Raw genomic sequence first — 13,019 nt, 5'->3', positions numbered from 1 at the left:
TTTTTTACTTGATTTAACTACAGATTAAATACCGCCTCTACCGCCACGGCTAGAGCCACCTCCACCTCGAGAAAAACCTCCGCCACCACTACTGGGTCTTGGTGAACTATAACTTCTGCTTGGAGCTGAAGATCTCGGTCTGGGTGATGAATTGTACTGTGATCGTGGTCTAGTTGACGAGTTAGACCTTGGCCTGGAAGTTGTTCCATTATAATTAGATCTAGGTCTTGAGGTAGAATTTGTGTTTGTTCTTGTTCTACCACTTCTAGGCTTTACGGTAGAATTTGAATTTGTTAACGAATTATTTGGTCTTCCTTCAGAATTTATTCTAGTTCTTCCAGAAGTTGTATAGCGTCTAGTAGTTGTATTTAAATAGCGCGATCTGCCTCTGGTATTTAAGTAATTATTATTGTAGGCTGTACGCGAATATCCATTTCTGTAAGACGACACACCTCTTCTTCCATTTACATATGAATAGCGGTATCCATTAGAATAGTATGGTGTAGGATAATAACATCCATAATAAGGTGGGTAATATCCCCAACCGTAGCCTGGGTAGCCCCAACCTGGACCCCAAGCCCAACCTGGATAGCCCCAGCCCCAACCAGCATTCCAACCCCAATAGTTGTTCCAGTATCCAGCATAGCCAAGCCCAAAACCACTGTATACATTTATGGAAACGCTACTTGTTTCTTGTCCCCAACCAGCATAATTATTGTAATCAACTTGAAGTGAATCGTTTTCTTCAGCATAATCACCTTCATATTCATCAACATCTGTAAAGACTTCATCTTCGGTGTAAATATCATATTCTGAAGCTTTCTCGTTAAAATAGTTCTTGTAAAATGTACTATTAGGATTATATTGTTCTGAAGGTGCTTGTTCAACATCTACATAGGTCACATCGTTACCTGAGGATCCGTAAATTCCATCGCTATCTTGAACAACTTGCTGACTGGATCCACATGAAGTTAAGATAAGCAATGCACTAATTAATGTAAATGGCACAAATTTTATGCTTGGGTAGTTTTTAAATTGCATATCTTCTATATTTAATTGTTGAACATAACAAAAATAGTTAGTTTTGCTGAACTATTTTTTTATTTAACATAGTCACAATTTTTGTGCCAAAAGTCTGTATATGAGCAAAAAACTTACAAGTAGGGAAGAGGATTATTCTAAATGGTATAACGAATTAGTTGTAAAGGCTGACTTGGCCGAGAATTCAGCTGTTAGAGGATGTATGGTAATTAAGCCTTATGGCTTTGCAATTTGGGAGAAAATTCAAGCAGAATTGGATAGAATGTTTAAGGAGACAGGACATCAAAACGCCTATTTTCCGCTTTTTGTACCAAAAAGCTTGTTTGAAGCTGAAGAGAAAAATGCTGAAGGATTTGCTAAAGAGTGTGCAGTTGTTACACATTATAGATTACAAAATGATCCTGATAATGCAGGTAAATTGCGTGTGGATCCAGAGGCTAGACTCGAAGAAGAGTTAGTAGTAAGACCAACAAGTGAGGCAATTATTTGGAATACTTATAAAGGCTGGATACAATCTTATAGAGATTTACCTATCCTGGTTAACCAATGGGCAAATGTGGTGCGTTGGGAAATGCGCACACGTTTATTTTTGAGAACTGCAGAATTTTTATGGCAGGAAGGGCATACGGCTCATGCCACAGAAAAGGAAGCTATAAAAGAAGCTGAATTAATGAACAATGTATACGCTACTTTTGTTGAGAATTTCATGGCAATTCCAGTAATTAAAGGTATAAAATCTGATAGTGAGCGTTTTGCAGGAGCAGTAGAAACATATTGTATTGAGGCCTTAATGCAAGATGGTAAAGCTCTACAGGCAGGAACATCACATTTTTTAGGTCAAAATTTTGCAAAAGCGTTTGATGTGAAGTTTGCCAATAAAGAAGGTAAGCAAGACTACGTTTGGGCTACATCTTGGGGTGTTTCTACACGGCTAATGGGAGCCCTAATAATGACTCATAGTGACGATCACGGATTGGTCTTACCACCAAATTTAGCACCCAATCAAGTAGTAATTGTACCAATTTACAAAAACGAGGAACAATTGAATGAGATATCTAAACTTGCCGATGTTATTATTGATGAATTACGATCTAAAGGTATTACGATAAAATTTGATGATCGTGATACGTTGCGACCTGGAGCTAAATTTGCACAACATGAATTGCAAGGTGTACCTTTAAGAATTGCCATTGGCCCAAAAGATTTGGAAAACGGAACAGTTGAATTAGCGCGTAGAGATACATTGTCAAAAGAAATTGTCGCTATAGATAATCTAACAACAAAAGTTGTAGATTTAATGGATGAAATTCAAGGCTCGTTATATAAAAAGGCATTAGATTTTAGAGATTCACACATCACAGAAGTTGATTCTTATGAAGATTTTAAGCATGTCATTGAAGAAAAAGGTGGTTTTGTTTCAGCGCATTGGGATGGAACTGAAGAGACAGAATCTAAAATAAAAGAAGAAACTAAAGCTACTATAAGATGTATTCCTTTAGATGATAAGGTTGAACCTGGAGTTTGTGTGTATTCTGGACAGCCTTCAAAACGTAGAGTATTGTTTGCGAAGGCCTACTAATTAATTTTTTTTCAAAAAAGATGATTTAGTTGTTGCAACATTTAAAAATAGTTGTATTTTTGCATCCGCAATGGAAACATTGAGAGTTATTTGAAAAGTATTGCAAGTTTAGATTTTTAAATTTATATTTGCGCACTCAAAACCAAATGGCCCGTTCGTCTATCGGCTAGGACGCCAGGTTTTCATCCTGGTAAGAGGGGTTCGATTCCCCTACGGGCTACAATTTTTAATAAGAAAAGAAACAAATGGCAAATCATAAGTCAGCGTTAAAGAGAATTAGAAGTAACGAAGCAAAGCGCTTAAGAAATAGATATAAGCACAAGACTACTCGTAATGCAATTAAAAAATTGCGTGATACTACGAATAAGAAGGAAGCTGAAGAATTATTGGTTTCTGTATCTTCTATGATTGATAAATTAGCGAAGAAAAATATTATTCATAATAACAAAGCAGCTAACCTTAAATCTGGTTTAGCAAAGCATGTCGCTGCACTTTAATAAGTATAACTAAAAAAATATAAGTAAGCTTCTCATATTTGAGAAGCTTTTTTTGTTTGTATAGATAAGTGTTTGCTAATGTAAACAAAAAAAAGCCTTGATTTTACTCAAGGCTTTCTTTTGTATAATAATCAAAAGTTTTATCCATTCATAGAGATTAAAAACTCTTCATTGTTTCTAGTTTGTTTAAAACGTTCATTAATAAATTCCATGGCTTCAACAGGGTTCATGTCGGCTAAATACTTACGCATAACCCACATACGTTGAATGGTATTGTCATCTAGCAATAAATCATCACGACGTGTACTAGATGAAGTTAAATCTATAGCTGGGAAAATTCTACGATTAGAAATCTTACGATCCAATTGTAATTCCATATTACCGGTTCCTTTAAACTCTTCAAAAATTACCTCATCCATTTTAGAGCCAGTTTCCGTCAATGCAGTAGCAATTATGGTTAACGAACCTCCGTTTTCAATATTTCGTGCAGCACCAAAGAAACGTTTTGGTTTGTGTAGGGCATTGGCATCTACGCCACCAGATAATATTTTTCCAGAGGCGGGTTGAACGGTATTGTAAGCTCTTGCCAAACGAGTAATTGAATCTAATAAAATGACTACATCATGGCCACATTCAACCAATCGTTTTGCTTTTTCTAAAACAATATTGGCAATTTTCACATGCTCGTGTGCTTCTTTATCAAAAGTTGAAGCAATAACTTCACCTCGCACATTACGCTGCATATCTGTTACTTCTTCTGGACGCTCATCAATTAATAAAATCATTTGATAAACTTCAGGGTGGTTTGCTGCTATAGCATTAGCCACATCCTTAAGTAACATGGTTTTACCTGTTTTAGGTTGCGAAACAATCATACCGCGTTGCCCTTTTCCAATTGGCGAGAACAAGTCCATAATACGGGTAGATATAGTACTTTGGCGTTCAGCTATGTTGAATTTTTCTTTTGGAAACAAAGGAGTAAGATGCTCAAAGGAAACCCGATCTCTAACAACTTCTGGTTTCTGACCATTTATTTTACTCACCTTTATTAAAGGAAAATATTTTTCACCCTCTTTAGGTGGTCTTACATGACCTAAAACTGTATCACCGGTTTTCAAACCAAATAAACGGATTTGCGATTGTGAAACATAAATATCATCAGGTGAAGACAGATAATTATAATCAGAAGATCTTAAAAACCCATAGCCATCCTGCATGATGTCTAATACACCTTCACTTTCAATAATGGCATCAAATTCAAAATCAGGTTCGCGATAGCGATTTCTGTTGTCTTTATTGCCATTGTTACCTTGCGAATTGTTTTTATTCTTGGTGTTATCGCGTTTTTGACGATTTTGATTATTGTCTTTTTTCTTATCGTCTTTAGTATTGGTATTGTCAGCATCCTTTTTTTGATTGGTATGCTGAGGTGCTTTTTGCTGACCCTTATCTTGTGTTGTTGTTTCTTTAACTTCAGGCTTATTGTCTGTACTTGAGCTGCTATCCTGTTTTTGTTTTTGAATTCGTTGTCTCGGGCGTTTTTGAGCAGGCTTTTTGTTGGTGTTATCACTTGAATTATCAGAAGATTTTTCGGCTGATACAACTTCTTTTACAGCTTTAGGATTGGCTGCTTGATGATCTAGGATTTGATATACTAAATCTAATTTTTTTAAGGAACGATATTTGGAAACGTTCAGTTTTTTAGCAATTTCCTGTAGTTCAGGAAGCTTCATTTCTTTTAATTGTGCTATTTCAAACATTGATGTTGAATTGAATGTTTTGATTAATTATTTTAAGTTGAATTATTCCGAAGAAAAATTGATCTTATCTTGAAGAATTAACAACTTACAACTGTGGCAGTTGCAAATTATTACTGCAATTATACAACTTTATTTTTATTTTTTTCGGCTAATTTTAAAAAAGAAACTATTATTTTTGTGCTCGATAAATTAAAAATGTAATGCTTCAAAGAATTCAAACGGTATACTTATTTATGGCTGCTGTAGTTTCAGCAGGATTAATTTATGTGTTTGAATTATGGACCAACCCAGAAGGTGTAAAGGTTTATGCGAATGACGTAAATTATGTGTTTGCTATTTTTTTAGTTTCAGCATTTTTTTCAATTTTATCAATATCAAGGTATAAAAACAGGAAGTCGCAATTTGTGTTGGGACGACTAAACATCATATTAAACTTTATTTTACTAGGAGTATTTGTGTATCAATCTCTAAATTTATCTGGAGAAACAGTAGTTTCAGAGAAAGGTATTGGGATTTTTCTTCCTATCGTTTCTATCGTGTTTTTGGCCTTGGCCAATAAAGCCATTAAAAAGGATGAAGATCTCGTAAAATCTGTAGATCGATTACGATAAACCTATTATCTTAGTATATTAGTGCGTGAGCCCAAGGTGAAGATCTTGGGCTTTTTTTTGTAAGAAAAGTTTGCTGATTATTATTATTATTATTATTGAAGTATATAAACTTAATCTAAAATATACTATTATGAAAAAAATCAATTTGCTTTTAACTTTTATTCTTTCCTCTTTTATTTTTATTTCATGCAACAAAGATGATTCTGATTTTGTTGTAGGTCAAGAATCCTTAACGATAGAGGAAATTTCAAACGTTAACTTAGTAAATACAGAAGGGAAACTAATTTCGACATCTACCTTAAAAACTAATTGGGAAGAGCAAATGAAAGAAGAAGGTTTTTTTGTTGAATTGAATACGTTTGAGATTATTGAAACTTATGATGAAAATAATAATAAATTGTATTTTTTAAAGACTACGAGTAAAGATGGTACAATTGAGACAGGAGCCTTTTTGTCTGTGGAAGATAATAATGTATACAAAGTAGGACAAAAGCAGTGTACCTGTACGGGTTGCCCAAATGGTTGTCATTTAGAGGTAAATGGTAACGAATGTACATGTTCAGGATGCCCTGAAGATACCAGTAAAAAATGTACAAAAACGGAATCTGTTATAATAGATACTGAACCATAATATAAACTTAAATAAAAAGCCCAAGGTGAAGATCTTGGGCTTTTTTATTTCTTAAGCTCTATCACTTCCAAATTTTCAATCTTTCTGCCATCAATGGTGAAGCGCAACATAGTGCGTACTTTATGAAAACCATGTTTGCCAACCGCTCCAGGGTTCATGTGCAATAAATTCAATTTTTTATCAGGCATGACTTTTAGTATATGCGAGTGCCCTGAAATAAACAATTGGGGTGGATTTTCTTCAATTTTTTCGCGAATGCGTGCATTATACTTATCGGGATAACCGCCTATGTGGGTTATCCAGACATCAACACCTTCGCACATAAATCTGTTGTCTAATGGAAATTCCAAACGTGCTTTTTCATCATCAATATTACCATAAACAGCCCGTAATGGTTTTAAGTTTTTAATACTGTCTGTTACTTTTAAATTACCAATATCGCCAGCATGCCAAACTTCGTCAGCTTGATTTACATGTTTGAAAATAGCATCATCTATGTAGCTGTGGGTATCAGAAAGTAAAAGGATTTTTTTCATGTTAGTTTCCTGTTGAATGCGGAATCTAGTTATATTAACGTTTTATTGAAATTTAAAGTTGGATAAAGTTTTATCTTTGCCTCTCACAAAAATAGACTTTCTTGCGATATTTTTTAGAACTTTCATATAATGGTAAGGCTTACCACGGTTGGCAAAATCAACCCAACGCTATTTCTGTACAGGAAGTTGTTGAAAATGCCTTGAGCAAATTATTGAATGCTGAAACTAAAATTGTTGGTGCTGGGCGCACAGATGCTGGTGTACATGCCAAACAAATGTTTGCCCATTTTGATTCGAATATCAAAATAGAAAACGATCATTTAAAATATAAGCTTAATGCGTTTTTACCACAGGATATAGCTGTCCACAATATTTTTCAGGTTCATAAAGATACGCATGCACGTTTTGATGCTATTGGTAGAACGTATTTATATCGTGTAGCTATAGAGAAAGATGCGTTTAATTTTGATTCAGCGTATTTCATGAAAAAACCATTGGATATAAATTTAATGAATCAAGCAACAAATCTATTATTGGGTCATAAAGATTTTCAATGCTTTTCTAAAACGCATACAGATGTAAAAACGTATTATTGTGATGTGAAAAAGGCAAAATGGGAACAGATTGGCAATGAACTACATTTCACAATAAAAGCAGATAGGTTTTTACGCAATATGGTTCGTGCCATAGTAGGAACATTGGTAAATGTTGGTTTAAAAAAAATAACAGTTGAAGATCTAGAAACTATAATAGCTTCGAAAAACAGAAGTGAAGCAGGGTATTCTGTTCCAGCACATGGCTTGTATCTAACTAAAATTGATTATCCAGAAACAATAATTAATGACTGACAAAAAGCAAAATAAAATATTCGATACGCAATTATTTAAAAAGCTAATGCTATTTATATCGCCTTATAAAAGTGTGTTTGTTGGTGTTTTGGATGCTGTTATCTTATTGGCTGTTTTGGGCGCAGCTCGACCCTATATCTTGCAGCAGGCGATAGATAATAACATTACAACAAAAACATTTGAAGGCTTTTTGCCCTACATCTTGTTAATGGGAGGCATGTTGTTGGGTGAGGTTATTTTTCAGTTACTTTTTATTTATTATGCTGGTTGGTTAGGACAAACGGTAGTAAAGGATATACGCGTAAAATTGTTCAACCATATGTTGGGCTTTAAAATGAAATATTTCAATAATTCTTCTGTAGGTGTACTAATTACAAGGGCAGTAACAGATATGGAGCGGATAGCTGATATTTTTGGGCAGGGCTTGTTTATGATATTTCGTGATTTGCTTACCATGTTGGTTGTTTCTGGCGTTATGATTTATATGAATTGGGAATTAAGCGTTATCGTATTTTTAATGTTGCCTTTGGTGTTGTATGCTACTCGTATTTTTCAAAAGTATATGAAAAAAGCTTTTGAAGAAGTGCGAACCGAAGTGTCCAATCTTAATTCTTTTGTTCAAGAGCGTGTTACTGGAATGAAGATTCTACAATTGTTTACGCGAGAAGATACCGAGTACAAAAAATTCAAAGCAATAAACGAAAGGCATAAACAAGGTTGGTTAAAGACCGTTTGGTATAACTCTATATTTTTCCCAATAGCTGAATTGTCATCATCGATAACCATTGGGCTTATAGCCTGGTATGGTGGTCTTAATACGGTTATAGGTCAAACCGCATCATTAGGTGATTTAACTGCCTTTATTATGATGATTCCTATGCTATTTAGGCCATTACGTCAAATTGCAGATAAGTTTAATACGCTACAGATGGGTATGGTCGCGGCAACACGTGTGTTTAAAGTATTGGAAACTACCTCACAGATTGACGATACCGGAACTCAAGTTGCAACACACTTTAAAGGCGAAATAACATTCAGTGATGTACATTTTAGCTATGTTGAGGATGAAGAGGTTTTAAAAGGCGTTTCTTTAAATCTCACCGCTGGTGAAACCATAGCGATTGTTGGTGCTACAGGAGCAGGTAAATCTACCATCATAAATTTATTAAATAGGTTTTATGATATTCAAGCGGGTAGTATTTTGATTGATAATATCAATATAAAAGATATGACATTAGCGTCATTGCGTAGCCAAATAGCTGTTGTACTTCAAGATGTATTTCTTTTTGCTGATACTATTTTAAACAATATTACATTAAACAATCCGCATATTACGGAACAGGAAGTTGTTCAAGCCGCAAAAGATATTGGTATTCATGAGTTTATTATGAGTTTGCCTAATGGTTATCATTATAACGTAAAAGAACGTGGCGTTATGCTTTCGTCGGGTCAGCGACAATTAATTTCATTTTTAAGGGCTTATGTTACCAATCCAAGTATCTTGGTCTTGGATGAAGCGACATCTTCGGTTGATTCCTATTCAGAACAGCTTATTCAAAACGCAACTGACAAGATAACCAAAGGAAGAACTTCAATTATCATTGCTCATAGATTGGCCACTGTAAAGAAAGCTGACAAAATTGTAGTTATGGATGCTGGGCAAATAGTTGAAGAGGGGACACATAATGAGTTGCTGCAAAAAACTGATGGGTATTACAAAAACCTATATGAAGTGCAGTTTTTAAAAGAAGAGGAAGAAGTGGCCTAATAAATTATTGACTTATACTTCCAAAAGCTTCAGCAAAACCTTCTAAACCACCATAAATCATAATCATTATGGCTATAAAAAGAATAATAGCCAGTACATATAAAAGACTAAAAACCACAAAAAATAATAGTGTCTTTAAAAGTAGCTTCTTAAAGCTCAATGCAAATACTCTTTTTAAACAATAGGCAGAGTAAGTTATTTGAAATATTATAGTAAACATGGTAAAATCTCCATAGGTATACCCTAAACCAGTAAAAGTAATAACAGGTAAAATCATTGCTATTGTCAGCTGTGATAAAATATACAAGAAGGTCACCAAATGTTCGGTGTAATTGTATTTTTTGTAGTTGTAAAAGACAATTTTAGACATTAAAGCATAGGCAGGAACAAACAATGGCAATATTAAAGATTGATAATCTTGAATAAAACTGAAATACGAATTAGCAAATTCTTCTTGCCCTTCTATGGTTATATTAGATAAATCAAGGCCTTCAGGAAAAAAAGTTTTAATAATATAAATTTGGAATCCTGCAAGGGTAATAGCTAAAGCAAAATAGCTTATAGGATTAATATACTTTTTTCGAACACCATCAATATAACCACCAATTACATCTTCGGGCTTTGTGAATAAACAAATGAATGTTTGTAGAAACAGGTTGTCGTAATTTAAAAACTGGGCACTAAAATGTTCAAATAAATTTTGAATGGTTAGTCTCTTCTTAATTATTTTTCCACCGCAGTTTTTACAATAATTATCAGTGCTGTCAATAGCTATTTTACAGTTTTTGCATAGCATTACCCTAAATCTTCTTTAATAATATGGGTTAGGTCTTGTGTGTCTTTAAACATGACAAATTTACCATCTTTAAAATACGATATTTGACCAGTTTCTTCGCTAACAACTAAAGCCAATGCATCGGTTTTTTCAGTAATACCAACAGCGGCACGATGTCTTAATCCAAAACGCTGCGGTAATGTTTTTTCGTTGTTAACAGGCAGTATAACCCGAGTTGCTTTAACCACATTATTTATAATGATAATGGCGCCATCGTGTAAGGGACTGTTTTTGAAAAATATACTTTCAATAATAGGTTGCGTAACCCTTATATTCATCTCATCGCCAGTGTTGGTCAAGAAATCAAGATTATTATTGCGTTCAAAAACTATTAAAGCTCCAGTTTTTGTGGTGCCCATTTTATTGCAGGCGTTAACAATGGCGCTAACATCTGTTTCTGTGGCAGATTCAGTTTTTAAAAATTTTAATTGCCTAAAGAATTTTCCGCGTTTACTAAAGTTGGTTGAGCCAATCATAAGTAGAAATTTCCTGATTTCTTGTTGAAATACCACAATAAGCGCAATTAAACCCACACTCATAAAGCCGCCAAGTATTTTACTTAACATCTTCATTTGTAGGGCTTCCGTGATAAGATAGATGAAGTAAATTATTACAATCCCAATAAAAATATTTATAGCTACAGTACCTTTTACTAATTTATAGACATAGTAGAGTAGAAGGGCTACCAAAATAACGTCTATAATATCAACTATTGTGAATTTTAGTAAGTCATCAAAAATTTCCAAAGGCAGTGGGTTTTGGTAAATTTAACAAAATAAGCTTAATAAATAAATTCGTTGTTGTCTATTGTAATGTCTTCAAAATTAATTGAGGTCAATTTATCTTTTAATGAAATATAATCCTGAAAAGAAAGATCCTTACTAAAAGACAAAATTATTGTATCATAATTTTTATACTCTAAATGATCAAGCTTAAATACTCCACGATTTATTAGTTTGTTATCTAAAATGTCCACCATTGTTAGCGACCTGTCTTTATTGTAATCAATTAAAAGAACACTTTGATTTTTATTGATTAATTCAAATGAATTTGAGTTAATCATTTTTAAATGATATACAACATTGGTAAATTCAATAAACCCTAAGTTATTCTCACTTAAATCATGGCAGGTGTAGTAATTCTTTGCAGCCTCATTCTTATGACTGGAATTGTTTTTTTTCTGTTGTAAAAATTGAATTTTAGGAATGGCTTGCCCTAGAGTCAAACGTTTGTCAACATTTACAAGCCAATTAGTCGTACTAATTAAATTTTTACGGTTTAACTCTACCCTGTCAGGCTGCGTTTCATCGTAAAACAAATATGCAGGTGAAACGTCATTAATTTCAGTGATTGTTGCTTGCTTAATTTCAGGTAGCTCAATTATTTTTTCTGAATTACAGGACATGAAAACAATAAGGATTAATACTAGTGAAATTCGCATATTAGTTTTGTAATTGATTAATAAGTTGAACACATTCCACAGCTTCTTTAACATCATGAACACGTAAAATATTTGCTTTTTTTTGTAGGGCTATAGTGTTAAGTACGCTTGTGCCATTCAAGGCCTCGTTAGGCGAACTATTCAAGGTTTTGTAAATCATAGATTTTCTGGATAGACCAACAAGCATTGGTCTTTCTATTGTTTTAAATAATTCTAAATGATTTAATAAAGCAAAATTCTGTTCCCGAGTTTTTGCAAATCCAAAGCCAGGATCAATTATAGTATCTATTATGCCATAACTACGAGCCAAAGCTAAACGCTCTGAAAAGTAATACATAAGGTCTTCAATAAGATTATCATACTGTGTCTCTTTGGCCATGGTTTGTGGTGTGCCTTTCATGTGCATCATAATATACGGGACACGTAGTTTTGCAACTGTCGGCATCATATTATCATCTAATTGCCCAGCGCTTATATCATTGATTATTGAGGCACCAGCTTCAATACCCAATTTGGCAACTTGACTTCTAAATGTGTCAATTGATAACAATGCATTTGGAAACTCCTTAAGAATTAATGTTATAATAGGAGAGAGGCGCTTTTTTTCTTCATCTTCACTAATATCAATAGCTCCTGGCCTGGAACTATAAGAACCAAGGTCTATAAAAGTAGCGCCATTTTTTAGCATCATGTAAACTTGTGATAGTATTTCACTTTCATTTTTATATTTCCCACCATCATAAAAGGAATCTGGAGTAAGATTAAGAATGCCCATTACTTTTGGGGTGCTTAAATCTATGAGGCTGCCTTTGCAATTAATTGTCATTTATACCTAGTTTGAGGTTGTTGGTAAAGGGTTTTGAAACTTTAAACCGGAAACTTTGAACATTAAAATTATTTATGCGAAATTTACGGAAAATTCAATTTAATTCATGCAAGATACTTCAAAACAATACGATCTCGTAATTGAAACCTGTAGAAGTTTATTTATAAAAAAAATGTCTGATTATGGTAGCGCTTGGCGTATTTTAAGGCTACCATCTTTAACCGATCAAATTTTTATTAAGGCACAGCGCATACGTAGCTTGCAAGAAAATGACGAACGCAAAGTAGATGAAGGTGAAGTGAGTGAGTTTATTGGTATTGTCAACTATTGTATTATGGCGTTAATCCAGTTAGATAAAGGTGTTGTAGATCAACCAGATTTGTCAACTGAACAGGCAACGGAACTTTACGACCAACAAATAACCACTACAAAACAGTTAATGCTAGATAAAAACCATGACTATGGCGAAGCTTGGCGTGATATGCGTGTTAGCTCATTAACCGATTTAATTTTGCAGAAATTATTACGTGTAAAGTCAATTGAAAACAACAAAGGCAAAACTTTAGTTAGTGAAGGTATCGATGCTAATTATCAAGACATGATTAATTATGCTGTATTTGCCATGATTCATTTAAACGAAAATTAG

14 protein-coding genes and 1 tRNA gene are annotated in these 13,019 nt (G+C 33.8%); 8 read left to right on the top strand and 7 right to left on the bottom strand.

Features of this window, described 5'->3' with window-relative positions; translation table 11 throughout:
- Positions 1 to 24 precede the first annotated feature (24 nt).
- On the bottom strand, positions 25 to 1,041 hold the full coding sequence (locus MTX13_RS02730; protein ID WP_250432881.1) for a hypothetical protein: 1,017 nt from the start codon (positions 1,039 to 1,041) through the stop codon (positions 25 to 27).
- A 100-nt stretch (positions 1,042 to 1,141) separates the two neighbouring features.
- Here MTX13_RS02730 and proS point away from each other — a divergent pair, with 100 nt between their 5' ends.
- The 3 genes from proS (at position 1,142) to rpsT (ending at position 3,117) form a co-directional block, all read left to right on the top strand.
- On the top strand, positions 1,142 to 2,620 hold the full coding sequence (proS, locus tag MTX13_RS02725; RefSeq protein WP_250432880.1) for a proline--tRNA ligase: 1,479 nt from the start codon (positions 1,142 to 1,144) through the stop codon (positions 2,618 to 2,620).
- A gap of 148 nt (positions 2,621 to 2,768) precedes the next feature.
- Positions 2,769 to 2,840 (top strand) — tRNA-Glu (locus MTX13_RS02720).
- A 25-nt stretch (positions 2,841 to 2,865) separates the two neighbouring features.
- Positions 2,866 to 3,117: a 30S ribosomal protein S20 gene (gene rpsT, locus MTX13_RS02715; protein WP_223033064.1), complete on the top strand. Its 252-nt coding sequence runs from the start codon at positions 2,866 to 2,868 to the stop codon at positions 3,115 to 3,117.
- A 140-nt stretch (positions 3,118 to 3,257) separates the two neighbouring features.
- On the opposite strand, the gene rho is transcribed toward rpsT, so the two are convergent.
- Positions 3,258 to 4,877: a transcription termination factor Rho gene (gene rho, locus MTX13_RS02710; protein ID WP_250432879.1), complete on the bottom strand. Its 1,620-nt coding sequence runs from the start codon at positions 4,875 to 4,877 to the stop codon at positions 3,258 to 3,260.
- 200 nt (positions 4,878 to 5,077) lie between these two features.
- On the opposite strand from rho, the gene MTX13_RS02705 reads away from it, so the two are divergent.
- Together MTX13_RS02705 and MTX13_RS02700 are read left to right on the top strand one after the other, a co-directional pair.
- A complete protein-coding gene (locus tag MTX13_RS02705) occupies positions 5,078 to 5,488 on the top strand; it encodes a DUF4293 domain-containing protein (protein ID WP_250432878.1) in 411 nt (136 codons plus the stop codon).
- A gap of 130 nt (positions 5,489 to 5,618) precedes the next feature.
- Entirely contained in the window at positions 5,619 to 6,119 is a 501-nt protein-coding gene (locus MTX13_RS02700) for a hypothetical protein (protein ID WP_250432877.1), read from the top strand.
- Positions 6,120 to 6,163: 44 nt separating this feature from the next.
- Here the strand turns inward: MTX13_RS02700 and MTX13_RS02695 are convergent, their stop codons facing one another.
- Positions 6,164 to 6,655, bottom strand: a complete 492-nt coding sequence (locus MTX13_RS02695) for a metallophosphoesterase family protein (RefSeq protein ID WP_250432876.1) — start codon at positions 6,653 to 6,655, stop codon at positions 6,164 to 6,166.
- Positions 6,656 to 6,756: 101 nt separating this feature from the next.
- Between MTX13_RS02695 and truA the strand changes: the two genes are divergently transcribed.
- Positions 6,757 to 7,503, top strand: coding sequence for a tRNA pseudouridine(38-40) synthase TruA (gene truA, locus MTX13_RS02690; protein WP_250432875.1), 747 nt, complete (start codon positions 6,757 to 6,759; stop codon positions 7,501 to 7,503).
- Positions 7,496 to 9,271, top strand: a complete 1,776-nt coding sequence (locus MTX13_RS02685) for an ABC transporter ATP-binding protein (RefSeq protein ID WP_250432874.1) — start codon at positions 7,496 to 7,498, stop codon at positions 9,269 to 9,271. The genes truA and MTX13_RS02685 overlap by 8 nt, the downstream gene beginning before the upstream one ends.
- A gap of 4 nt (positions 9,272 to 9,275) precedes the next feature.
- On the opposite strand, the gene MTX13_RS02680 is transcribed toward MTX13_RS02685, so the two are convergent.
- Genes MTX13_RS02680 through folP form a run of 4 tightly spaced genes read right to left on the bottom strand, consistent with a single transcriptional unit; the run spans position 9,276 to position 12,373 of the window.
- Complete coding sequence (locus MTX13_RS02680) at positions 9,276 to 10,067, bottom strand: DUF3667 domain-containing protein (RefSeq protein WP_250432873.1); 792 nt, start codon at positions 10,065 to 10,067, stop codon at positions 9,276 to 9,278.
- Positions 10,067 to 10,852, bottom strand: a complete 786-nt coding sequence (cdaA, locus tag MTX13_RS02675; protein ID WP_250432872.1) for a diadenylate cyclase CdaA — start codon at positions 10,850 to 10,852, stop codon at positions 10,067 to 10,069. Before cdaA ends, MTX13_RS02680 begins: the two co-directional genes overlap by 1 nt.
- Before the next feature lie 35 nt (positions 10,853 to 10,887).
- The gene (locus MTX13_RS02670) at positions 10,888 to 11,547 is read right to left on the bottom strand and encodes a hypothetical protein (protein WP_250432871.1); all 660 of its coding nucleotides are present in this window, start codon (positions 11,545 to 11,547) and stop codon (positions 10,888 to 10,890) included.
- Between the two features lies 1 nt (position 11,548).
- Complete coding sequence (gene folP / locus MTX13_RS02665; RefSeq protein WP_250432870.1) at positions 11,549 to 12,373, bottom strand: dihydropteroate synthase; 825 nt, start codon at positions 12,371 to 12,373, stop codon at positions 11,549 to 11,551.
- Between the two features lie 106 nt (positions 12,374 to 12,479).
- On the opposite strand from folP, the gene MTX13_RS02660 reads away from it, so the two are divergent.
- Positions 12,480 to 13,019, top strand: coding sequence for a DUF1599 domain-containing protein (locus MTX13_RS02660; RefSeq protein ID WP_250432869.1), 540 nt, complete (start codon positions 12,480 to 12,482; stop codon positions 13,017 to 13,019).

The sequence above is a fragment of the Hanstruepera flava genome (assembly GCF_023634025.1).
Classification (GTDB): Bacteria; Bacteroidota; Bacteroidia; order Flavobacteriales; family Flavobacteriaceae; genus Hanstruepera; species Hanstruepera flava.
The sequence above is the reverse complement of the archived record's forward strand: the minus strand, read 5'-3'. Positions and strand labels throughout refer to the sequence as shown.

What these genes read in the sequence shown, in the direction of transcription:
- MTX13_RS02730 (WP_250432881.1), bottom strand. Translation starts at nt 1,041, where the DNA reads ATGCAATTTAAAAACTACCCAAGCATAAAATTTGTGCCATTTACATTA.
- proS (WP_250432880.1), top strand. Translation starts at nt 1,142, where the DNA reads ATGAGCAAAAAACTTACAAGTAGGGAAGAGGATTATTCTAAATGGTAT.
- rpsT (WP_223033064.1), top strand. Translation starts at nt 2,866, where the DNA reads ATGGCAAATCATAAGTCAGCGTTAAAGAGAATTAGAAGTAACGAAGCA.
- rho (WP_250432879.1), bottom strand. Translation starts at nt 4,877, where the DNA reads ATGTTTGAAATAGCACAATTAAAAGAAATGAAGCTTCCTGAACTACAG.
- MTX13_RS02705 (WP_250432878.1), top strand. Translation starts at nt 5,078, where the DNA reads ATGCTTCAAAGAATTCAAACGGTATACTTATTTATGGCTGCTGTAGTT.
- MTX13_RS02700 (WP_250432877.1), top strand. Translation starts at nt 5,619, where the DNA reads ATGAAAAAAATCAATTTGCTTTTAACTTTTATTCTTTCCTCTTTTATT.
- MTX13_RS02695 (WP_250432876.1), bottom strand. Translation starts at nt 6,655, where the DNA reads ATGAAAAAAATCCTTTTACTTTCTGATACCCACAGCTACATAGATGAT.
- MTX13_RS02685 (WP_250432874.1), top strand. Translation starts at nt 7,496, where the DNA reads ATGACTGACAAAAAGCAAAATAAAATATTCGATACGCAATTATTTAAA.
- MTX13_RS02680 (WP_250432873.1), bottom strand. Translation starts at nt 10,067, where the DNA reads ATGCTATGCAAAAACTGTAAAATAGCTATTGACAGCACTGATAATTAT.
- MTX13_RS02670 (WP_250432871.1), bottom strand. Translation starts at nt 11,547, where the DNA reads ATGCGAATTTCACTAGTATTAATCCTTATTGTTTTCATGTCCTGTAAT.
- folP (WP_250432870.1), bottom strand. Translation starts at nt 12,373, where the DNA reads ATGACAATTAATTGCAAAGGCAGCCTCATAGATTTAAGCACCCCAAAA.
- MTX13_RS02660 (WP_250432869.1), top strand. Translation starts at nt 12,480, where the DNA reads ATGCAAGATACTTCAAAACAATACGATCTCGTAATTGAAACCTGTAGA.